This is a genomic window from Gordonia effusa NBRC 100432 (assembly GCF_000241305.1).
Lineage (GTDB): Bacteria > Actinomycetota > Actinomycetes > Mycobacteriales > Mycobacteriaceae > Gordonia > Gordonia effusa.
Genome location: NZ_BAEH01000076.1, coordinates 1 through 21,545, shown reverse-complemented (window position 1 = coordinate 21,545; position 21,545 = coordinate 1). Strand labels below are relative to the sequence as shown.

23 protein-coding genes and 1 riboswitch are annotated in these 21,545 nt (G+C 63.4%); of the genes, 12 read left to right on the top strand and 11 right to left on the bottom strand.

The window, feature by feature from the left end:
• Nucleotides 1-82 precede the first annotated feature (82 nt).
• Both GOEFS_RS13730 and GOEFS_RS13725 read right to left on the bottom strand, forming a co-directional pair.
• On the bottom strand, nt 83-520 hold the full coding sequence (locus GOEFS_RS13730; protein ID WP_007318528.1) for a hypothetical protein: 438 nt from the start codon (nt 518-520) through the stop codon (nt 83-85).
• Nucleotides 517-1,041 (bottom strand): hypothetical protein, encoded by a 525-nt coding sequence (locus tag GOEFS_RS13725; RefSeq protein WP_007318527.1) that lies wholly within the window; start codon nt 1,039-1,041, stop codon nt 517-519. Before GOEFS_RS13725 ends, GOEFS_RS13730 begins: the two co-directional genes overlap by 4 nt.
• Nucleotides 1,042-1,088: 47 nt before the next feature.
• Nucleotides 1,089-1,229: riboswitch (SAM riboswitch) on the bottom strand.
• A gap of 49 nt (nt 1,230-1,278) precedes the next feature.
• Here GOEFS_RS13725 and GOEFS_RS13720 point away from each other — a divergent pair.
• Entirely contained in the window at nt 1,279-2,442 is a 1,164-nt protein-coding gene (locus GOEFS_RS13720; RefSeq protein WP_007318526.1) for an isochorismate synthase, read from the top strand.
• Here the strand turns inward: GOEFS_RS13720 and GOEFS_RS13715 are convergent.
• The 3 genes from GOEFS_RS13715 to GOEFS_RS13705 form a co-directional block, all read right to left on the bottom strand.
• Nucleotides 2,427-3,626 (bottom strand): O-succinylhomoserine sulfhydrylase, encoded by a 1,200-nt coding sequence (locus GOEFS_RS13715; RefSeq protein WP_040525147.1) that lies wholly within the window; start codon nt 3,624-3,626, stop codon nt 2,427-2,429. The genes GOEFS_RS13720 and GOEFS_RS13715 overlap by 16 nt on opposite strands.
• Before the next feature lie 201 nt (nt 3,627-3,827).
• Entirely contained in the window at nt 3,828-4,241 is a 414-nt protein-coding gene (locus GOEFS_RS13710) for a rhodanese-like domain-containing protein (RefSeq protein WP_007318524.1), read from the bottom strand.
• Nucleotides 4,238-4,699, bottom strand: coding sequence for an Rv0361 family membrane protein (locus GOEFS_RS13705; protein WP_007318523.1), 462 nt, complete (start codon nt 4,697-4,699; stop codon nt 4,238-4,240). The genes GOEFS_RS13710 and GOEFS_RS13705 overlap by 4 nt, the downstream gene beginning before the upstream one ends.
• 169 nt (nt 4,700-4,868) lie before the next feature.
• On the opposite strand from GOEFS_RS13705, the gene GOEFS_RS13700 reads away from it, so the two are divergent.
• Nucleotides 4,869-6,260: an FAD-dependent oxidoreductase gene (locus tag GOEFS_RS13700; RefSeq protein WP_007318522.1), complete on the top strand. Its 1,392-nt coding sequence runs from the start codon at nt 4,869-4,871 to the stop codon at nt 6,258-6,260.
• Between the two features lie 84 nt (nt 6,261-6,344).
• Here GOEFS_RS13700 and GOEFS_RS13695 read toward each other — a convergent pair whose 3' ends face one another.
• A complete protein-coding gene (locus GOEFS_RS13695) occupies nt 6,345-6,803 on the bottom strand; it encodes a hypothetical protein (protein WP_007318521.1) in 459 nt (152 codons plus the stop codon).
• A 188-nt stretch (nt 6,804-6,991) separates the two neighbouring features.
• On the opposite strand from GOEFS_RS13695, the gene GOEFS_RS13690 reads away from it, so the two are divergent.
• The 3 genes from GOEFS_RS13690 to GOEFS_RS13680 are packed head-to-tail and all read left to right on the top strand — an operon-like array spanning nt 6,992 to nt 9,971.
• The gene (locus GOEFS_RS13690) at nt 6,992-8,035 is read left to right on the top strand and encodes a FecCD family ABC transporter permease (RefSeq protein ID WP_007318520.1); all 1,044 of its coding nucleotides are present in this window, start codon (nt 6,992-6,994) and stop codon (nt 8,033-8,035) included.
• A complete protein-coding gene (locus tag GOEFS_RS13685; protein WP_007318519.1) occupies nt 8,032-9,132 on the top strand; it encodes a FecCD family ABC transporter permease in 1,101 nt (366 codons plus the stop codon). Before GOEFS_RS13690 ends, GOEFS_RS13685 begins: the two co-directional genes overlap by 4 nt.
• Nucleotides 9,129-9,971, top strand: a complete 843-nt coding sequence (locus GOEFS_RS13680; protein ID WP_007318518.1) for an ABC transporter ATP-binding protein — start codon at nt 9,129-9,131, stop codon at nt 9,969-9,971. Before GOEFS_RS13685 ends, GOEFS_RS13680 begins: the two co-directional genes overlap by 4 nt.
• Here GOEFS_RS13680 and GOEFS_RS13675 read toward each other — a convergent pair.
• The 3 genes from GOEFS_RS13675 to GOEFS_RS22920 all read right to left on the bottom strand — a co-directional run bounded on the left by GOEFS_RS13675 (nt 9,968) and on the right by GOEFS_RS22920 (nt 12,884).
• Nucleotides 9,968-10,447, bottom strand: a complete 480-nt coding sequence (locus tag GOEFS_RS13675) for a DUF456 domain-containing protein (RefSeq protein WP_007318517.1) — start codon at nt 10,445-10,447, stop codon at nt 9,968-9,970. The two genes, GOEFS_RS13680 and GOEFS_RS13675, sit on opposite strands and share 4 nt — an antisense overlap.
• Nucleotides 10,448-10,465: 18 nt before the next feature.
• Entirely contained in the window at nt 10,466-12,163 is a 1,698-nt protein-coding gene (gene purT, locus GOEFS_RS13670) for a formate-dependent phosphoribosylglycinamide formyltransferase (RefSeq protein WP_007318516.1), read from the bottom strand.
• Nucleotides 12,164-12,557: 394 nt separating this feature from the next.
• Nucleotides 12,558-12,884: a UBP-type zinc finger domain-containing protein gene (locus GOEFS_RS22920; RefSeq protein WP_373278209.1), complete on the bottom strand. Its 327-nt coding sequence runs from the start codon at nt 12,882-12,884 to the stop codon at nt 12,558-12,560.
• 70 nt (nt 12,885-12,954) lie between these two features.
• Here GOEFS_RS22920 and GOEFS_RS13660 point away from each other — a divergent pair, with 70 nt between their 5' ends.
• On the top strand, nt 12,955-14,547 hold the full coding sequence (locus GOEFS_RS13660) for a Na+/H+ antiporter (protein WP_007318515.1): 1,593 nt from the start codon (nt 12,955-12,957) through the stop codon (nt 14,545-14,547).
• 65 nt (nt 14,548-14,612) lie between these two features.
• Here GOEFS_RS13660 and GOEFS_RS13655 read toward each other — a convergent pair whose 3' ends face one another.
• Both GOEFS_RS13655 and GOEFS_RS13650 read right to left on the bottom strand, forming a co-directional pair.
• Nucleotides 14,613-16,169 (bottom strand): adenylate/guanylate cyclase domain-containing protein, encoded by a 1,557-nt coding sequence (locus GOEFS_RS13655; RefSeq protein WP_007318514.1) that lies wholly within the window; start codon nt 16,167-16,169, stop codon nt 14,613-14,615.
• A 15-nt stretch (nt 16,170-16,184) separates the two neighbouring features.
• Nucleotides 16,185-17,471 (bottom strand): adenylosuccinate synthase, encoded by a 1,287-nt coding sequence (locus GOEFS_RS13650; RefSeq protein WP_007318513.1) that lies wholly within the window; start codon nt 17,469-17,471, stop codon nt 16,185-16,187.
• A 108-nt stretch (nt 17,472-17,579) separates the two neighbouring features.
• On the opposite strand from GOEFS_RS13650, the gene GOEFS_RS13645 reads away from it, so the two are divergent.
• The 6 genes from GOEFS_RS13645 to GOEFS_RS13620 all read left to right on the top strand — a co-directional run.
• On the top strand, nt 17,580-18,218 hold the full coding sequence (locus GOEFS_RS13645; RefSeq protein ID WP_007318512.1) for a hypothetical protein: 639 nt from the start codon (nt 17,580-17,582) through the stop codon (nt 18,216-18,218).
• Nucleotides 18,219-18,632: 414 nt separating this feature from the next.
• The gene (locus GOEFS_RS13640) at nt 18,633-18,962 is read left to right on the top strand and encodes an ArsR/SmtB family transcription factor (RefSeq protein WP_007318511.1); all 330 of its coding nucleotides are present in this window, start codon (nt 18,633-18,635) and stop codon (nt 18,960-18,962) included.
• On the top strand, nt 18,962-19,636 hold the full coding sequence (locus tag GOEFS_RS13635) for a cation efflux transmembrane domain-containing protein (RefSeq protein WP_007318510.1): 675 nt from the start codon (nt 18,962-18,964) through the stop codon (nt 19,634-19,636). The genes GOEFS_RS13640 and GOEFS_RS13635 overlap by 1 nt, the downstream gene beginning before the upstream one ends.
• Before the next feature lie 39 nt (nt 19,637-19,675).
• Nucleotides 19,676-20,299, top strand: coding sequence for a biotin transporter BioY (locus GOEFS_RS13630; protein ID WP_007318509.1), 624 nt, complete (start codon nt 19,676-19,678; stop codon nt 20,297-20,299).
• Nucleotides 20,296-20,997 carry an energy-coupling factor ABC transporter ATP-binding protein gene (locus tag GOEFS_RS13625; protein WP_007318508.1) on the top strand — a complete coding sequence of 234 codons (702 nt, stop codon included), beginning with the start codon at nt 20,296-20,298 and terminating at the stop codon, nt 20,995-20,997. Before GOEFS_RS13630 ends, GOEFS_RS13625 begins: the two co-directional genes overlap by 4 nt.
• Nucleotides 20,994-21,545 (top strand): CbiQ family ECF transporter T component (locus tag GOEFS_RS13620; protein WP_007318507.1); only part of this gene is annotated, 552 nt, incomplete at its 3' end. The genes GOEFS_RS13625 and GOEFS_RS13620, both read left to right, overlap by 4 nt.

Here is a 21,545-nt window from a genome sequence, read left to right as displayed (position 1 = left end):
CCATACAACTGGGATAATCTGCCCAGAACACGCCAAAGCCGCCCCGGAGTCGGGCTCCGAGGCGGCTCTGCGGGATACGCGGCTAGGCCGCCGACCTCGCGAACAGCGGTAACACTTGCTCGCGGACGCGCGAAGCGGTCGGCGATCCGTCGATCGGAGTGATGATCACCGCATCGGCGACTTCAGCCGCGTAGATATCTCGAATAAGGGTGTAGAGGCCGTGCACGGTCCCCACGTAACGCACTGTCTCCTCGTCACCGGTGGCGACGCCGGCCGACGCTCGCGCCGAATCGGCGATCGGCGCGATGGCGGCTTGTACTTCCAGCGCGACGACGTAGTTGGCCTGATCCCGAACACCGGCGCGCAGTACCGAACGCGACCGCTGAGCGTCGCGCAAATTGGCCTGCCGCACGACGATGCCAAACGTATTGGCCACCTCGTCGCCAGCGAGTGCGACCTGCAACCGCGGCCGCCCGACGGTGACGGCGCCCGGCACTGGAGCGGTGAGTGTTGCGGTCATGCGAGGGGTCCTTTCACGTCGTCGGTTCGAAGGTCGATGTCGGTCAGCCAGTCGGCGCGGCCGATGAGGACGGCACCGTCGCGGCCCGGAGGCAATGCCTCAGCTCCACAGATCACATAGTCGATACCGTGCGACACAGTCGAAAATGGCTGGCGCGCAATAATTTCAGTCGCATCGACGCCGACACGCGCGCCATATCGGTGGATATGATTGGTCAACGCGATGACCGAGGCGACGTCGGCGGCACCGGTGATCACCACCGTCGAGACTCCACCGGCCCGCAACTGGGACGTCAACTCGTCGACACTGCCGAGGCTATCTGCCGCACAGTGCACGACACGTCCGAATTCCCCGCCGATCAGTGTGAGGGCGGTCCGGGCGTCGGCACGACTATCCGCGGCCAGCACCACGTCGTCGATACGTCCCCGCACCGCGGTACGAATGGGTTCGCGGTCGACGCCGGTCAGCGCGCGGGTTGTCGGAACGCCTGTTGTGGGTCGATTCAGAACTGCGATGCTCATCGATATTTCCTCCAGGGTTGCCGTGCGAATGAAGGGGATCGGCCCCCTAGTGGCATCCGCCTGGCCGGGTCGTCACCCGGAGCACCCCGCCGCTGCGACGTCTCGTCGCGCTGTTCGCCTTGGAGGGTTGCCGACCAGCAAGCCGGGGCTTTTCCCACCGAATCGGCGGGTTGCTGGTACTCGTGACCTTGCCAGCCACTATGCCTACTTCTTCCTTCGTGCGCGAGAGTTGCGATCATGGTGAATGTAAGGGCACCCAAACTAATTCTGTACGGTTGTCTCGTGCCCGACATCTCGACATTCGTTCTGTCCCGCCCGGACCACAGCATTACCGCAGCAGGAGTGGGCCGCGCGTTTCCCAACGCCGCCGACGCCGCAGCCGCCGCACGCGAGGGCATCGTCGTCGTCGGGGCTATCGGATTCGATACCACCGCTCCCGCCGCGCTGTTCAGCCCACAATCGGTGAGTCGAAGTGGGGGTCCCATCCCCGCGTCGACGCCGCCAGAGCGGGCCATCACCACCCTCGCTACGACGCCACAACCCGAAGTCCACCGCGATCGGGTCGCAGCTGCCGTCGACCTGATCAATGCCGGCGAAGCAGAGAAAATTGTCCTGGCCCGATCGGTGACACTGCGCTCGGAGACGCCACTCGATCCGTCGGAACTGCTCGCCAACTTCGCCGCCGGAAACCCGGACGGCAACGCGTTCGGCGTCGACCTATCGGCATGTGGCGATGCCGACTTCGACGGCACCTGGTTACTCGGTTCATCACCAGAGTTGTTGATACGCAAGCAAGGCCGCACGGTTACCTGCCATCCCTACGCGGGATCTATTCCACGCCAACAAGATCCGGTCGCCGACACCACAGCCGGCCAGCGACTACTCGAGTCGCCGAAGGATCTGGCCGAACACGCCTTCGTCGTCGACTATCTGCGTGACGCGCTCACCCCACTCTGCTCCGAACTCGACGCATCGCATACGCCAAACCTGTTATCCACCAATGAGATATGGCATTTGTCGACGCCGATCACGGGCACCCTGCGCGATGAGAACACCACGGCACTCGACCTCGCCCTTGCTCTCACTCCGACACCCGCCGTTGGCGGCACCCCGAAGGATTCCGCGACCTCGATCATCGCCAAACTTGAAGAGCCACGCGGTTTTTACGCCGGGGCGGTCGGCTGGTGCGACGAAAACGGTGACGGCGAGTGGATGGTATCCATCCGGTGTCTGCAACTAGCCGCCGATCGCGTCACGATCCGCACCTGGGCCGGCGGCGGCATAGTCGCTGCCTCCGAGCCACAAGCCGAACTCGACGAAACCACCGCGAAGCTGCGAACCGTGTTGCGCGCCTTGGGCGCCCAACCGGCGCCGCACGGTGACGGTCAGCCCAGCGCCTGATCCAGGTCGCCGAGCAAGTCGTCGACTCCTTCCAGGCCAACCGATAACCGGACCGCGGAGTCGGTCAGTCCGATCGACGCCCGACCCTCGGGTCCCATCGCGCGATGCGTGGTGGTGGCCGGGTGGGTGATCAACGACTTGGCGTCGCCGAGGTTGTTGGAGATGTCAACGATCCGCAGTCCGTTGAGCACCTCGAACGCACGTTCTTTGCCGCCGACGCCAGCACGATCGTTGAGTTCGAACGTGATCACGGTGCCGCCGCCAGCCATCTGCCGCTTGGCCAGTTCATATTGCGGATGTGATTGCAGGAAGGGGTATTTCACCCATCGCACGCGAGAATCGTTCTCCAGGAACTGGGCGATACGCAACGCCGATGCCACCGAAGCATCAACGCGCAAGCGCATCGTCTCCAGCCCCTTGACTAGCGTCCACGCGTTGAACGGGCTCAGCGCGGGACCGGTGTGACGCATCAGCTGTTGGACCGGGCCACTGATGAACTCTTCGTCGCCGAGAATCGCACCACCCATCACCCGTCCCTGACCGTCGATATGTTTGGTGCCGGAGTAGACGATGACGTCGGCGCCCAGGTCCATTCCCCGCTGCAGCAACGGGGTGGCAAAGACGTTGTCCAGCACCACTTTTGCGCCAGCCTGATGCGCCAGTTCGGTAACCGCGGCGATGTCGACCAGGGTCTGCATCGGATTTGACGGTGTCTCGAAGAACACCGCCGTCGTCGGGACCGACAGCGCCTGCTCCCACTGCGCCATGTCTTCGCCGTCGACGAAGACGGTCTCGACGCCCCAGCGCGGCAGGATCTCGTTGCACACCACAAAACAGGAGCCGAACAGGCTGCGGGCGGCGACGAGACGATCGCCGGCCTTCAGCAGTGCGCCCAACGCGACGAATACCGCGGCCATACCGCTCGCGGTGGCGAAACAAGCTTCCGCACCGTCAAGCAGCCGCAGGCGTTCCTGGAACATCGCGACGGTCGGGTTGCCGTACCGGGAGTAGACGAAACGCTCGTCCTCACCGGTAAAGGCACGCTCGGCGGCCTCGGCTGAATCGAAGACATAACCGCTGTTCAGGTACAACGCCTCGGAAGTCTCGAAAAAACCCGACCGCGCCAGACCCCCGCGCACCCCGATCGTTTCCGGGGATACGTCGTCGGGCAGTTCGTTGAAGATATTCACGACTGCCCACCGATCGACGCCCGGAAACCTGCGAAGATTATTGCCAGGGTTGGACTTTCACCTTGCGAGGTCTCGATACGGGGCCGTCGCTTCGCTCCCTGGCCCCTACTCGACCATCCAGAAAAACTCACGACTGCCACTCCAATACCGAGTGGAGGCCAGCCGCTCGCCAACTACCCCAAACCTCAACCGAACTCACGACTGCCTCCAGGGAAGATTGGCGGCGCGCCAGCCGACCGATCCGCGGTGATCGTTATCGTCGAGACCCCCCTCGAATCCATCAACGATGTTGTACGACTTGGTAATTCCGGCGGCTGCGGCAGCTTGCGCCGCCCCGATCGAGCGGTGGCCGGAGCGGCAGATGAACAACACCTCGTTGTTCTCGGTGACACCCGCCTCGCGCAGTTGCTCGACGAAACTCGTATTCGGCTGGCCGTCCGGGAAATTCACCCATTCGACGAATACTGTCGCCTTACCAAGAATCTCGAGGTCTGGCACACCGACGAAATTCCACTCCGCTTGGGTACGACAATCGACCAGCACGGCGTTGGGATTGGTCTCGAGCTGCTTCCATGCCTGCTCGGGGGACACATCGCCTGCGTAGGTCATTTGCATACCTTCCACTCATCGCCTTCACGTACCACCGTTGTCGGTGTCACGGTCTTTGCGTCGGAGCCCTTGTTTTCGAAATGCCAGTGCACCTGGGCGGTCGCCCGGTTTCCGTCGATCATTACGTCAGCGATCTCCGGAATCAAGATTTTGCCGAAGGTTTCGCGCGAACGCCGATTCTCCTCGACGAATACCTGCTCGGTCGGGAAGTCCGCGGCGTCCACCACGTCGGCACACATCGTCGAGCGGTATTTCGCGTAGTCGAGGCTATTTCGCGCGGTATAGCTGTCGTTGATCGCATACTGGACCTGCGCGGAGTCGGATACTCGGTCATCGCTCGGCCGCAAAACGTTGGACAGCAAGACCCCACCGACGGCCAGCACAATAACAATGACGGCAGCCGCGAACGGCCAAATATTGCCCGTGCGTGGAGACTGGTCATCAGCGGTTTGCGCCATGCGGCCAAGCTTATCGAGCTATACCAAGTCACCTGCACGCGGTAACCCGTGGGCACGATTAGGTGAGGTAAGCCTCACACTGAATTTTCTCTAGGCGACGCAAACGCCTAACGTAGAGGTGTTCGCGAAACAAATCGCAGGATAACGACCCGAAAGTACACCCACTCCTATGAGCGACTCCAGCCGTCCGTTACGCGTGGCCATCGTCGGAGCCGGCCCCGCCGGAATCTATGCCGCCGACGCGTTGATGAAACACGATTCATTGGCCGACCGCGGTGTGAGCATCGACCTTTACGAACGCATGCCTGCCCCGTTCGGTCTGATCCGCTACGGCGTCGCCCCTGATCATCCGCGTATCAAGGGCATCATCACCGCCCTGCACAAGGTCCTCGACAAGCCGCAGGTCCGGCTGCTCGGCAATGTCGACTACGGCACCGACATCACCCTCGAAGAACTTCATGACCACTACGAGGCAGTGATCTTCTCCACCGGAGCCACCGACGACCGCGTACTGGACATCCCCGGCGTCGACCTCGACGGTAGCTACGGTGCCGCGCAATTCGTCGCCTGGTACGACGGCCATCCGGATTTCCCGCGTACCTGGCCGCTGGAGCATGAGAAGGTCGCTGTGATCGGCGTCGGCAACGTCGCACTCGACGTCGCACGCGTGCTCGCCAAGACCGGCGATGAACTGCTCCCGACCGAGATCCCGGCAAATGTGTACGAGGGCCTGAAGGCCAACAAGGCCGTCGAGGTGCACGTCTTCGGTCGACGTGGGCCGGCACAGGCCAAGTTCACCCCGCTGGAACTCAAGGAACTCGACCACTCGCCGACGATCGAGGTCATCGTCAATCCCGAAGATATCGAATACGACGAAGGTTCGGCTGTCGCACGACGCAGCTCGAAGATCACCGACCAGGTCGCCACGATCATCGAGAACTACGCGATCCGCGAGCCGAAGACCGGCGCGATTCACAAACTCTTCCTGCACTTCTTCGAGAACCCGACCGAAATCCTCGGCGAAGACGGCAAAGTTGTCGGACTCCGTACCGAGCGGACCGAACTCGACGGCACCGGCAATGTGCGCTCAACCGGCAAGACCACCGATTGGGAGCTGGGAGCGGTCTACCGGGCCGTCGGCTACCTGTCGGACAATTTGCCGCGGATTCCGTTCGACCAGCAGGCCGGCGTTATCCCAAACGAGGCTGGCCGCATCTTCGACGAGGGCAAACACCTGACCGGCATGTACGCGACCGGTTGGATCAAGCGCGGCCCGGTCGGACTCATCGGCCACACCAAGGGCGATGCGAACGAAACTGTTCAGTGCGTTGTCGACGACCTGGCCAACGGCGGCCTGCTCGATCCGGCCAACCCGTCCGAGGACGCCGTCATCGCGCTCCTGGAGAGCAAGGGCGTTCCGTTCACCACGTGGGACGGCTGGTACCGGCTCGATGAACACGAGCGCAAACTCGGTGAGGCTCAGGGCCGCGAGCGCGTGAAAGTCGTTGAGCGCGAAGAGATGTTGGCGGCGTCGGAGCCGGGCAAGGTCCAGAAGGGCTAACGCAAACCCCACACAAACAGACATCCCCGACAGCGATTCGCTGTCGGGGATGTCTGTTTATATCGGGTTTGCGGAGGGTGGCTCCTACTTGCCCGGACGCTGAATGTCGCTGCGCCAGTAACCGAAGTTGTCGAGCACGTTGTCGATGGTGGCACCCCAGGTGTAACCACTGATCGACGTCGGGATGCAGCCGAACCAACGGGTCTCGATCGGACGCTGCCAGCGCTTGGTCTTGGTGTTGTACGTCGACATCGACTGACCGGGCTTGATCGACTTGGCGAAGCGGGTGGCTCCGTTGATCTCTTGGAGCGTCACGTTGTACATCGTCGAGCCGCCGACGTTGACGACCGTCATCCAGCGATACTGGTACCAGAAGTTATTCCAGGGCTGTCCGGGCTGTCCGAAGTGGCATTCCACTCCACCGCGGATTTGCAGCTCGCCGGGCGTTGCCGCGACAGCCTGACCGGTGCCCGCAAGCATGCCAACGGCCAATGCCACCGCCGCCAGCACCGCGACGACCATTCTCTTGATTGTTGCGACCATGTCGAAATTTCCTTCCGATAGAACGAGGTGGAGCTAACTGAGTTCCCCGACCAAGAGGTCCTGTTGCTATTGGTACATCTGCGTGTTCCTGGTTGCATTATCGGTAGAAGCTAACTCGATCGTTACACGACTCTGGGAATTTGTTGTGCGAAAGAGACCGGATGAGCCCTCAGGTAAGGTAAACCTTTGTGTCTACCCGTGGCGTGCGCCGAATAGCCGGGATTGGGGTATTACTGCTGGTCCTGGCGCTGGCCCTGATAGCGTCAGTCGCGATCGGAAATCGGTTTCTGGCCCCCGGATTCGTCTGGCATACGCTCACCGATCACCCGTCACTCGTTTGGGATTCGATTGTCGGCAATCCTCTGCCGCGGGGGTATACCGAGGCTGAAGGAATAGTCATCGGCCATCGACTACCGCGAACTCTGCTGGGGTTGGTCGTCGGCCTGGCGATCGGCGCGGCCGGCGCGCTGACCCAGGGACATACCCGTAATCCGCTCGCCGATCCAGGCATCCTCGGCGTCAACGCCGGAGCGGCGTGCGCCGTGGTACTGGGCGTCTTCACGCTCGGTATTTCGACCCCGCTGGCCTTCATGGGCTTCGGGATGCTCGGAGCGGTGATCGCCGCCGTGGTGGTTTTCGGTCTGGCATCGCTGTCGGGCGCCAGTCCGCTCACGCTGGTCCTCGCCGGGACCGGTGTCTCGGCGCTATTGATGGCGATTTCGTCGGGCATCGTGTTATCCGACGGCGCCAGCCTCGACACCTGGCGGTTCTGGAATGTGGGTTCGACGGCCGGCCGTAGCTTCGACGTTTTCCGGGCCAGCGTGCCATTTATCGTATTCGGCCTGGTAATAGCACTGGCCAGTGGCTTCTTCCTCAACTTGCTGAGTCTCGGCGACGATATGTCCAAGTCGCTCGGCGGCCGAGTGGTATTGATTCGTGTGGCCGGCGTCGCGGCGATCACGTTGCTGATCGGCGCGGCAACGGCGGCCTGCGGACCGATCGTCTTCCTCGGCCTTGTCGTCCCACATATCGCTAGGGCCTTCACCGGTCCCGATTATCGGTGGGTGATTCCCTATTCGGCTCTGCTTGGTGCCATTTTGATGTTGGTCGCTGATGTCATCGGGCGCGTCATCGCCCGACCCGAAGACGTTCAAGTCGCTGTCGTACTCGCGATGATCGGCGCGCCCTTCCTCATCGCGATGGTCCGTCGACAGAAACTGGCCACGGTATGACTCAAACACGTACTCCACAGCTTCCCCCATCGATCCACGCGACCCGACAGATCCGCCGGATCGGCGGCACATCTTGGGTGGTTCGCCCGCGTGCCGTCGTCACCGGACTGGCGCTTTTGCTGGCCTGCGTCGTTCTGTTCATCGTCGGGATCAAGATCAACGAGTATCCACTGAGTTTCCTCGACGTCGGGCGCATCCTGCTCGGCGGTGGTCGGCGTGCGGAGAATTTCGTCGTGTTCGACGCGGCGCTACCGCGCGAGTTGGTCGCTCTCCTAGTCGGATTCGGTCTGGCACTCTCGGGTGCGCTCACCCAGACTCTCACTCGAAATCCGTTGGCAACCCCCGATATTCTCGGCATCACCGCGGGAGCGGGTGCCGCCGCGGTGCTGGCGATCGCGTTCAGTACCAGTTGGGGAGCGTGGCTGGCCGATGTCGGAACGCCGATCGCCGCACTCATCGGTGGCCTTGCTACCGCAGCCGCGATGTATGTCCTCGCCTGGCCGGGCCGCTCCCAGAACGGCGGACTCGATCCGTTCCGGATCGTGCTCGTCGGCGTTGGCATCACGTGGCTACTACAAGCCCTCACCAGCTATCTATTGACTCGCGCCAGTGTCACCGACGTCGCCGAGGCACAACACTGGCTGGTCGGCTCGGTATCACAGGCGGTGTGGGCCGACGTATGGCCCGCGCTGATCGCGGTGGTCATCGGCATCGGTGTGGTCTCCTCGCTGTCGTCCACCATCGGCGTTTACAGCCTGGGCACCGACGTCGCCCGGGGACTCGGGGTAGCGACCAACAGAACAACGGCGATTATCCTGCTGACGGCCGTAGTGGTTGCGGCACTGAGTGTTTCGGCCGCCGGGCCGATCGCCTTCGTCGCACTGCTCGCGCCGCAGGTGACGATGCGTCTCGCCGGCACCGCGACCCCGGGACCGATCATCTCCGGACTGACCGGCTCGGTGCTGGTCTTGGCCGCAGACCTCTTGTGCCGCACCGTACTTCCCAGCGGCCTCCCCGTCGGCATCGTCACCGCTGCCCTCGGCGGCCCCTTCCTCGTCTATCTGATGATCCGTATGTCCAGGAGGACGATCACGTGACAACTACCGACAAGTCGACGTCCACCGAGTTCGTTTCGAGCGAGAATCGGCATCAAAACCGCTTAGCCGCAACCGGTCTCACCGTCGGATACGACGGCCCGCCGATCATCGCCGACCTCGACATCGCCATCGCCGACCGGGCGATAACCTCCGTGATCGGCCCCAACGGCTGTGGAAAGTCGACGTTGCTGCGCACCCTGGCCCGCCTGTTGCGTCCAACGGCCGGCACGGTGTGGCTCGACGGCGCCGACATCACCACCATCAAGCCGCGTGAGGTTGCCCGAACATTGGGGTTGCTCCCGCAGAATCCCATTGCGCCAGATGGGCTTACGGTATTCGATCTGGTCGCACGGGGCCGCCATCCGCACCAACACTGGTACCAGCAGGCTTCGGCGCAAGACGAACGCGCGATCACCAACGCACTGCATTTGACCGATACCCTCGACCTCGCCGACCGCCCAGTGGGAGCGCTATCCGGCGGCCAACGTCAACGCGTGTGGATCGCGTTGACACTCGCGCAGGAGACCGATCTGCTGCTGCTCGACGAGCCGACCACCTTCCTCGACCTCGCCCACTCGGTGGAAGTTCTCGACCTCGTCGAGACGTTGCGCACCGAACACGGCAAGACCGTCGTCATGGTCCTGCACGACCTGAATCTTGCCGCGCGCTACAGTGATTCACTTTTCGTGATGCGTTCCGGCGAGATCGTCGCACACGGCGCGCCGGCCGACGTGCTTACTACCGAGCTGCTCAGCGACGCGTTCGGACTGCGCTCACAGATCATCGAGGATCCGGTCTCGGGCGGGCCTTTGATCGTCCCGGTCGGCTCGCGACGCTAGTAGTAGAACGCCGCGCTCAGCCAAATACCCGAAGCAACCAATGCCCCGAGCAATTCGATCAGCATGCTGGTCGCGACAGCCTTGAGCGCTGCCACCGCACCTTGCCAGCCATGCGAGAATGTTCGATTTCGAATTAGCTCAGATACGTACGCGCCCAACACAAATCCGAGAAATAGGCCGATAACCGGTATCACGAAGAAGCCGATAATTCCGACGATGCCGCCGACGATAATGGTCGTATTCGGCACGCCAGCGGCTTTCAGTCCGCGACCGGCGACGAGATACTTAACCACTTCCCCGGCCACCATCACCACGGCGGCCACCGCGAACACCGCCCACGCCGAGCCACCGACGATGATGGCCCACACCAAGATTGACGCCCCGACGAGTAACGTGCCCGGCAGGATTGGCAGCACGATGCCGACAAGTCCGACACAAATCGCCAGCGCGACGAGCAACTCCCCGTATAAAGGCATCTGCCAGTTCAGGTTTCGCTAGCGCGGACCGGCGGCGGGTGGCGCCGGCCGGCGCGGTCCCGACGGCCCCGGCGAGGCTTGCGCACCGCCATTGGGACCTCGTCCGGCCGGGCCTGCGGGCGGACCGGGCCGATGCGGCTGCACCATCGGGGATCGACCATTCGGGGGTGGCATATTCGGCGGGGGCATATTCGGTGGCGGCCCCACTGGACGCTGCTGACTGGGCTGGACCGAATTACGCTGGGGCGCACCGGGTCCAGCGGGTCGGGGTCCGGGATTCGGGGGTCCGGGATTCGGGGAGCCGGGGTTCGGCGGTCCGCCCTGCGGCGGTCGGCGCTGTACAGCCGGTCCTGGTTGCACTGCGGGCTGTGGTTGAGCGGCGGGCTGCCGCTCCACTGGGGGCTGCTGAGCCGGCGCCACCACCGACTCCTCGGCTGGCACCTCTGCGGCACCTGGGCCTTCTCCGTCGGCGGTACTCACCGGATTCACCAGCGATGCGGCTGCGACCGCCCGCTTACGGGCGGCGGCGACGTCGTCGGCGGTGGCAGTCACCACCCCCATCCGGCGTCGGTGGAAACTCTCTGGCTTTCCGAAGAGTCGGATATCGGTCTCCGGAATCGCCAGTGCCGCAGCAACATTCGTGAAGCCGATCCCCTTCTCGTCGAGCTGCCCGTAAATCACCGCTGACGCACCCGGCGACGCCAAGGTCACATCCACCGGCAACCCGAGGATCGCCCGCGCGTGCATCTCGAACTCGGAAAGTCGTTGGGTGGCAAGGGTTACCAAGCCGGTGTCGTGCGGCCGGGGGCTGACTTCGGAGAAGTAGACGTCGTCGCCCTTGACGAATAGCTCGACGCCGAAGATGCCCCGGCCGCCGAGTTTGCCGTCACCCAGCGCGGTCGCGATACGCGCCGCGATCGAGGTCGCGGCGCCGAGCGCGAACGAGCTCATCTCATGCGGCTGCCAGCTCTCCACATAATCGCCGCCGACCTGGAAATGCCCAATGGGCGCGCAGAAATGTGTTGCGAGCTTGCCGGTCTGCGGATCTACCGCGCGGACGGTGAGAAGCGTTATCTCGTAATCGAATTCGATATATCCCTCGACGATCAGTCGGGTGTTGGCGACGCGCGCTCCCGTCGTCGCCGTTTCCCACGCCGCGGTCACTTCGTCGGCGCTGCGAACGACGCTCTGTCCCTTACCCGACGATGACATCACCGGCTTCACTACGCAGGGGAATCCGATCTCTGCCGCCGCCTCGGTGAGTTCTTCGAGAGAATCGACGAACAGATAGGGCGACACCGGCAATCCGAGCTCTTCGTCGGCCAGGCGTCGAATACCTTCTCGGTTCATCGTGGTGACGACGGCGTGCGCGGTCGGAATAACCTCGGCGAGGCCGCGTCGCTCGACGTCGACCAGCGCTTCGGTGGCGATCGCCTCGATCTCGGGGACCACGAAGTCGGGCGTAAATTTTTCGATGACATCGATGACGGCGGCGGGATCGGTCATGTCGATGACGGCGCTATGATGTGCCACCTGCTGGGCTGGTGCGTCGGCGTAGCGGTCAACGGCGATTACTTCGACGCCGAGCCGCTGGAAGGCGATAGCGACCTCTTTGCCGAGCTCCCCGGAGCCAAGCAGCAAGACCTTGGTAGCTGCGGGAGTCAGCGGTGTTCCGAGCACAGCGGGCGGCGTAGCGTCGCGGCGGGGTGCGGTCATTCCTCGATCCTACTGGCCGCGATGCCGCCGCTGGTCGAGCCATCCCACCGCTAATCGAGTGCCCGGCGAGGTAGCGAAGCGAGACCGACGACTCACCAGCGACGTTGGCTCACGTGGGCTCGATACGGGCGCGTCTCGCTAGCGCTCGTCGAGCCCACTCGACCATCCACAAACAGACGTCTAGCCAACGCTCATCTAGCCCACTCGACCAACCACAAACAGACGTCTAGCCAACGCTCATCTAGCCCACTCGACCATCCACATTCACCGCTGGTCGAGCCGTCTCACCGTCGGCCGAGCCTCCTCCGCCGCTGGTCGAGTGCCCGGCGAGGCGCCAGCCGAGCGGGGTGTATCGAGACCACGCAACACCGCTTATCAGCCGACGTCGGTCGCGCTATCCGGTCAACGCATCGACATAACACCAGCGCCAGTTCTCACCGGGTTCTGCCGAACGCATGACCGGATGACCGGTCTCCTCAAAATGGGCGGTGGCATGACGTCGTGGACTCGAATCGCAGCAACCGGTGTACCCGCAACTGAGGCACCGACGAAGGTGCGCCCAGTGATGTTCGCCGATCGCGACACAACCGGCACACTCCAATGCGCCGGCTACCGGGTCTTCGGCAACGTCGGCACCGATGGTCCCGAGGTGCTCGCATGGCGCGGTTGGCACCTCCGACGTCGGGGAACTGCCTGCCGATGAACGTTTGAAGAAAGCCACCACCCCATTTTGTCACCAGTCGATGGCATACTGCGACCCGCGGGGGCCAGCGATGCCATAGGGTTGCCCGGTGGAATTCGGGATTTTGATCGCCGTCGTCGTCGCATTGTCGGTCGCGGCAGTGGCGCGACGTTATGAATGGCCCGCGCCATTGATCCTGGTCGGCGTCGGATTGGCGATCGGCTGGATTCCGCGGATGCCAGAGATCGATCTGCACCCCGAAGCCGTGCTGTTTCTCATCCTGCCGCCCCTGCTCTACTCGGCGGCAATTGACAGCAGTTATCACGCCATTCGCGACAGTCGCCGCGGAATCCTGATGCTCGCGCTCGGCCTGCCCGTCTTCACGACGCTGGCGGTCGGGTATGTGGCGCACCTCCTGTTGCCGCAACTGCCGTTGGCGGCTGCATTCGTGCTCGGCGCCGTCGTCGCGCCGCCCGACGCGGTGTCAGCACAGGCGATCGGCCGCCAAGTAGGTCTGCCCCGACGCATCATGACGCTGCTCGGCGGCGAGAGCTTGCTCAACGACGCCACCGCCCTCACCTTGCTGCGGGTGGCGCTGGCCGCCGCGATCGGCGAGACGACGTCGGCCGGACGCGGAGTTCTGATGTTCTTGGTCGCCGCTATCGGCGGTACCGCCCTCGGATTGGTTGTCGGGTATTTCATCAGTTGGGTCCGCAGTCGGCTCGTCGACCCGCCCCTGGAATCGGCGGTCGGCTTCGCGGTTCCGTTTGCCACCTACTTCATCGCCGAAGAATTGCATTCATCCGGCGTGATCGCGGTAGTGGTCGCCGGCTTGTTCCTCGGTCAGCGATCGGCTCGCGACAGCTACGCCACTCGGTTGCAAGACAACGGTATTCGGAAATCGGTCGATGTCGGGCTCGAGTCGTTCGTCTTCCTGCTGATCGGCTTGCAGTTGCCCGCGCTCATCGACGGTTTGGCTGGCGAGTCGCCGGTCCGCATCGCGATCGACGCAACCGTAGTCCTCGTGGTCGTGATCGTGACCCGCTTTGTCTGGGTCTATCCGCTCACGTATCTACCTCGGATCTTCCGTCGAGTCCGACAGAACGAACCACCGCCGGACACCAAATCCATGTTCATCGTCAGCTGGGCTGGCATGCGCGGCGTGGTCAGTCTCGCGGCCGCGTTCACCATCCCGCTGACGGTCGACGGCGGCGCGGCATTCCCCGCCCGCGGCGAAATCCTGTTCCTGACCTTCGTGGTGGTGGTCGGTACGCTGCTCATCCAGGGCACGACGTTGGGCTGGTTCGCCCGCAAACTCGGCGTCGTGGCGGATGAGGCGGCACAGGACCGACTCGCCTTCGCCACCGCGCAAGACAAGGCGTCGCGCGCCGCCGAGGAACTACTCGACAAACGCTCAGCCGCCCTCACCCCCGACGATCCGTATCAGCACAAGATCGCGGTCCTTCGTAAATGGGTTGCGACACAACGTAATACCGCGTGGGAATCACTTGGGCGCGGCGTCGAGGAGATCGGCGAATCGCCGACCGCGGCGATCGATCGCATGCGCGGCGAGATCTTGCGTGTGCAGCGGACCGTGTTTATCGAAGAACGCGACGCCGGTCGGATCGACGACGAGGTGCTACGTATGGCCTTGCGCCGCTTGGACTTCGCGGAGGGAACGGTCGACCGGGAGGCGGAATAATTTCGTCCCCGTGAGGTGTGTCGAAGGGCAATATGCCCTTCAATCCCCTTGAGGGGGACGAAAATTCACTCCTGCCCGACGAGCGATCCGGGCAGTGCCGCGTACACCGACGTCCCCTCGGTCCGTCCGCGCAGCGTGACGGTCTCCTGGCGCTCCCACCGCGCCGCTTCGTCCGACGACGCGGCGTCGATCGCCCGCGCCGATGCCACCGGCCGGGTTGGATCGCGTTTAGCCAGTTCGGACAGCCGCGCCGCTTCATTGACCGGGTCGCCGATCACGGTGAACTCGAAACGCTCGATCGCTCCGACGTTCCCGGCTACCACCGGCCCGTAGCCAACGCCGATACCCGCGGAAATCTCCGGCACTTCGGCCACAAGCCGAGTCGCGATCTGCCGTGCCGCTGCCAACGCGTTGCCCGCCGAGTCATCGAGGTCGATGGGTGCGCCGAAGATCGCGAGTACGGCATCGCCCTCGAATTTGTTGACCAACCCGCGCTGCTCTTCGACCTCACGCACGATCACCGCGAAGAATCGATTAAGAATGTTGACGACCTCGGTCGGCGGATGCTCGGCGGCCAACGTCGTCGAGCCGATGACGTCGACGAATATCACCGCGACGGTGCGTTCGACGCCGCCAAGTTCCGGGTCGGAGGTCAACGCCGCTTCGGCGACGTCGCGGCCAACATGACGCCCGAACAGGTCTCGGATTCGCTCACGTTCCCGCAAACCGTGGACCATCGTGTTGAAGCCAACCTGGAGGTCGCCCAGCTCCGTGCCGTCGTAGACCACGACGTCGACGTCGGTCTTACCCGCACGAACCCGATTCATTCCGGTCTGCACACTCCGGATCGGACCGAGGATTCCCACCGTGTTGAGATATGTCAGCAGCAGCCCGGTGGCAATGGCGATGCAGGCGAGCACTGTCACCGCGATCAGATAGCTCGTGCCGTCCAGCGAGTCGAAGATCAGCTTGAACAGACCGACCAGCAAAATTCCGGTCAACGGTATACCTGATCCAACGAGCCACGAAATCAACGCCCGCGTGCGCATACCGGCACGTTTGCGGCCGGAGAATCCGGCGCTGATCACCTCGGCCAGCACCGGCCGCATCGCGAAGTCGACAAGCAGGTAGGAAATTCCGACGACGACCGCACCGCTGAAGATCACGATGAACAGCACCTTCGGTATCAGCCGCGGGTCGTAGATGCCATAGGCGACGGTCGCGAGCGCAGCGGCGAGCAACCATAGGACGGCTTGGATCATCACGAGTTTCCACGGCGCCCGACGCGTCTTTCGGGCGTCGCGTTTCGTCGGCTTCTCGTCACGGATCGACCACTTCAGATCGCGAACTACGACGATGGTGCCCCACAGAACTCCGATGAGCAGCGCACATGTCACATACACCGGGACCGCGATGAAATTGACCCACCACAGTCGCGCCTGAAAGACATTCGGCTCCGGAATACCGACCGAGGCGAGGACAGCGGCGATCGCCGCACCGATCGAGTTCGCGACGACGATCGACCCGGTGATCAGAATCTGAATCCGAACGCGTTGTTTCACCCCGCGCTCGGATGCGGACCCCAACAGGATGGATCCGTAGTCGCGACTCATCCGGCCCATCGTCATCTCCCAGAGCTAGAGAATGTCTCGACGCACAATCGTCTGATCGCGGCCCGGCCCAACACCGATGCAGGAGATATGCGCGCCGGACAATTCTTCGAGGCGCAGCACGTAATCCTGGGCGGTCTTCGGCAGTTCCTCGAAGCTGCGAGCACCGGAGATGTCTTCCCACCAGCCGGGCATCTCTTCGTAGATGGGCTTGGCATGGTGAAATCCGGTCTGGGTCATCGGCATATCTTCGACGCGCACGCCGTCGACCTCGTAGGCGACACAGATCGGCACGGTGTCGAGACTGGACAAGACATCGAGTTTGGTCAGGAAGTAGTCAGTGATGCCATTGACGCGGGTGGCGTACCGCGCGATCACAGCGTCGAACCAACCGGTACGACGTGCGCGGCCGGTGGTGACACCAACCTCGCCGCCGGTCTTAGCCAGATATTCGCCGGACTCGTCGAATAGCTCGGTCGGGAATGGACCCGATCCGACGCGCGTGGTGTACGCCTTCAGAATTCCGAGCACCGTGGTGATCTGCGTAGGGCCGATACCCGAGCCGACCGACGCGCCGCCGGCCGTCGGATTCGACGACGTGACGTAGGGGTAGGTGCCGTGGTCGACGTCGAGCAAGGTGCCCTGCGAACCTTCGAGCAGAACGGTGTCGCCACGCTCCAACGCCTGATTGAGCAGCAGGCGCGTGTCGGCGATCCTGTGCTTGAAACCTTCGGCCTGCTCAAGCACCTCTTCGACGACGGCGTCGGGCTCGAGGGCGCGACGGTTGTAGATCTTGGTGAGGATCTGATTCTTGACCTCGAGTGCCGCCTCGACCTTCTGGGCGAGGATCTTCTCGTCGAGGACGTCGGCGACGCGCACACCGACGCGGGCGATCTTGTCCTGATAGCACGGGCCGATACCGCGACCGGTGGTCCCGATCTTCTTGTTGCCCAGAAAACGTTCGGTGACCTTGTCGATGGCCACGTGATACGGCATCAGCAAATGCGCGTCAGCCGAGATCAGCAGCCCGCTGGTGTCGACGTCGCGGTCTTCGAGGCCCGATAGCTCGGTGAGCAGCACGCCCGGGTCGACGACGACACCGTTACCGATGACGTTGTTCACGCCCGGGGTGAGAATGCCCGACGGAATCAGGTGCAGCGCAAAGGTCTCGCCATTGGGGAGCACGACGGTGTGGCCGGCATTGTTGCCGCCCTGGTAGCGGACGACCCATTGCAATCTGCCGCCAAGCAGATCCGTCGCCTTGCCTTTGCCTTCGTCGCCCCACTGCGCGCCGATCAGCACGATCGCAGCCATGTTGTCCATGCTCCTGTTCGGTCGGTGGTCAACCTGCATAACCTTACTTGGTAAGGCCGACACCGAACGCAGCGCTGGGCGCTTCGCGGCTTCTTATAGGCTTGTCAAGTGTCATTCGTGCTGATTGAACAGCCGGAAACCGAGGCCGATCTGGCCGCGGTGACCGCCGCGGCGAAGTCGCTGACGCGCGCCCCCTTGGCGAATCCGGCGTTGTCGCGGATCGTTGTCGTGACGCTGGGCGACCGATGCGGCGATCTGTTCTTCAGCGCCGTCGTCGCGCGGCTGATGATCGCCGAACGACTCGACGTCGAGGTCGGCTACGCCTCACCGGTCGCGACGCCGGCTACTCGCCGATATCGGCTCAAGACCGGACCGGCCGGCCGGAAAGTTGCCGAAACCGGTACGGCACAATCGCTTACGCTCATTCGCGACGACGCCGCCACGGTCCTGGTCGGGCGGGCACGTCATCTGGGCGCCGACGGCGATTTGTACGGCGAGGGCATCGTCGACGACGAGCGGATCTTCGACGGCGAGGTCGGCGCCGTGGAGATAGAGGTCTCGCCGGATCTGCGCGACGTCCGAGGACGCGTGGCGCGCCGCCTGCCCGGTGGCTGGCGTCGCGGGCGCGCGGTGCAGACCGGCGGTACCGCGATCATCGTCGAACGCGAGGGCATCTCGGCGACGCGGACGGTCAAGCGAAGTACGTTCTATAAGCATCACGAACCGTGGAAGTTGGCGCGCGGGTAGGGCGAGACTCCACTGCTCCATCCGATGGTCGAGTGCCCGGCGAGGCGCCAGCCACCACCTCCGATGGTCGAGTGCCCGGCGAGGCGCCAGCCACCACCTCCGATGGTCGAGTGCCCGGCGAGGCGCCAGCCGCCCCATCCGCTGGTCGAGTGCCCGGCGAGGCGCTAGCCGAGCCGGGTGTATCGAGACCCCGCAACCCAAAATGCCAAGCCGGTCAACAGCTTTCGACATCAACTCGCCCAGTCTCGATACACGCGCGTCTCGCTTCGCTCGGCGAGCGCACTCGACCATCAATGGGTTTGCCGCTTCGCTCGGCGAGCGCACTCGACCATCAGTGGGTTTGCCGCTTCGCCCATCGACGCCAGAATTAGTTCACGATTGACTGAATACAGCTAAATCTGTACTTTCTTGGACATGCGGACCGCGACCTCGACCTCAGCCCTGTCCCGATTCGGTCATGCTCTCTCGGACCCGACGCGGACGCGAATTCTGCTCCATCTCCGCGCTGGTAGCGGGTACCCGGCCGAGCTGGCCGAACACCTCGGCGTCAGCCGTCAGATCCTGTCCAATCATTTGGCCTGCTTACGTGGTTGTGGGCTCGTGGTATCGGTTCCCGAAGGCCGACGCGCACGCTACGAATTGGCCGACCAGCGAATCGGCCACGCATTGGAAGATCTGCTCGGACTCGTGTTGGCGATTGACCCCGATTGCTGCCCCGACGCCGAGTCAGATGGCTGCTGCTGATGTCTTCTGATCTCGGTATCTCCACCGCCAACCGCCGAGACGTATTGAACCGCCGCATCCGCTGGTTCGTGGCCGCGACTATCACCTACAACGTCGTCGAGGCAACGATCGCACTATTCGAGGGACATCGCGTTTCCTCGACGGCGCTGGTCGGGTTCGGGCTGGATTCGGTCATCGAGGTGTCTTCCGCGGCGGCGCTCGCATGGCAGTTCTCGGCCCGGGATCCGGAGACCCGTGAGAAAGCGGCCCTCCGATTCATCGCCTTTTCGTTCTTCGCACTCGCCATTTACATCGCCGTCGACTCGATCACGTCGCTCGCCGGAGTCGGACTCGCGGCAGAGCACTCGACAATTGGCATCGCATTGGCGACCGCCAGCCTGGTCATCATGCCGGTCCTGTCGTATGCGCAACGTCGAGCCGGACGCGAGCTGGGTTCGACCACCGCGGTCGCGGATTCCAAGCAGACCCTGTTATGCACTTATCTGTCGGCCGTTCTGCTCGCCGGACTGCTGTTGAACAGCCTGCTCGGCTGGAGCTCCGACCCGCTGGCCGGCCTTGTCATCGCAGCGATCGCCGTCCGGGAAGGGATCAACGCGTGGCGCGGCGACACCTGCTGCCCCGCACCAGCACCCACCGATTCGGCTGATTGCGACTGCTGCGGCGACCAGCAGTAAGGTGGCTGACTGACATCAAGACGAGAAAGCTCAGGTGAGATGGCGGCGCGAACCAGGCCAGGGATCTCGGTCACCGACGTGACGCAGGCCGCGGTATTCGCCGCGTTGATAGCGGTACTCGGCTTACCCGGCACCATCAACATCGGCTCGTCGGGCGTCCCGATCACCTTGCAGACCATGGGCGTGATGCTGGCGGGTGCCATCCTGGGACCGCGTAAAGGCACTCTCGCGGTGGTCATCTTCATAGTCCTGGCAATAGTCGGTCTGCCGATCCTCGCGGGCGGACGCAACGGTCAGATCGCTCTGAGTTCACCAACCGCCGGCTATTTCATCGGATTCCTGCCCGCCGTGATCTTTATCGGCCTGGCGACCTCGGTGATAATGCCGCGTTATCGCCTCGTCTGGGGGTTCGTCATCAATGTGGTCGGCGGGATGGGCATCGCCTATCTATGCGGCGCCGTCGGCGTCATGATACGAACCGACTCCACATTCGGAGCAGCACTCGCCCTCAACGGAACCTATGTCATCGGCGATCTACTCAAGGCGGCGGTCACCGCTGTCGTCGCGCAGCAGGTACATCGCGGATACCCGGGGCTGATCACCCCGATTCGGTTGCGCCGCAAAGTCTCTGCCGCAGCTAAGCCGGAAGCCGCCACCGAGTGACCGACGGCGTGTCCGCGTCGACCGTCGAATTCGACGGTGTCTCACACGGTTACGGCGAGCGGCGCGTACTGCACGACATCAGTGCGATCTTGCGCGAACGGCGAATCGGAATCGTCGGAGCCAACGGCAGCGGCAAGTCGACACTGGTACGGATGATCAACGGGCTCGTCGCGCCCGACGTCGGCACCGTGCGCGTCAATGGCGTGAATGTTATTGGGCGGCAACGGCGTCGGGTACGCCGGGGCGTCGGCTTCATCTTCTCCGACCCCGACCGCCAGGTCATCATGCCGACCGTCGTCGAGGACATTGAACTGTCACTGTCGCGCTCGCCTGCGACTAAAGAGGAACGCTCGGTGATCGTCGCGAAAGCGTTGGCACGCTTTGGACTCGACGGTCACGCCGACCATCCATCGCACCTGTTGTCCGGCGGCCAAAAGCAGCTTCTCGCACTAGCGTCGGTTCTGGTGACCGAGCCGCGGATCATCGTCGCCGACGAGCCGACGACACTGCTCGATCTACGCAACACCCGGATGCTCAGCGAGGTATTCGCCGGGTTGGACGAGCAACTGATCGTAATATCGCATGACCTTGACATCCTCACCGATTTTGACCGCGTCCTCGTTCTCGATGAAGGGCGGCTCGTCTGCGACGACGTCCCGGCACCGGCCCTCGACTACTACCGGAAGCTCATGTCATGACGGCGATGGGGGTCTACCAACCGGGACATTCTGTGCTGCACCGACTTCCAATCGGAGTCAAGCTAATCGGCCTGGCCGTGCTGATCATCTTTATCAGCATCTGGGTGAATAGTCTCGCGCGTCTGGGGGTGGCGGCCGCCATTGTCGCCGCGGTGTATTTGTTGGGCGCGATCAGGCCGCGGGCGGCGACAACACAGTTACGCCCCGTCTTGTGGACGATCGGCTTCATCTTCATCCTCCAGCTTATTCTGACGAATTGGCAACGCGCGCTGGTGGTTTGCGGAATCCTGCTGGCGTCGGTCGCACTGGCTATCGCGGTAACGCTCACGACGCGCACCGTCGACATGCTTGCCTCGATCAATCGGATGTTGAGCCCACTGCGCCTCGTCGGCGTCCGCACCGATCGACTCGCATTAGGTTTCGCATTGGCTATCCGCGCGATCCCCCTAATGGTCGAGCTCGTACGCCAGGTCGAAGAGGCAAGGCACGCACGGAATCTGCCCCTCCGGGCATCGACAATGGTTACGCCACTGGTCATTTCAGCGTTG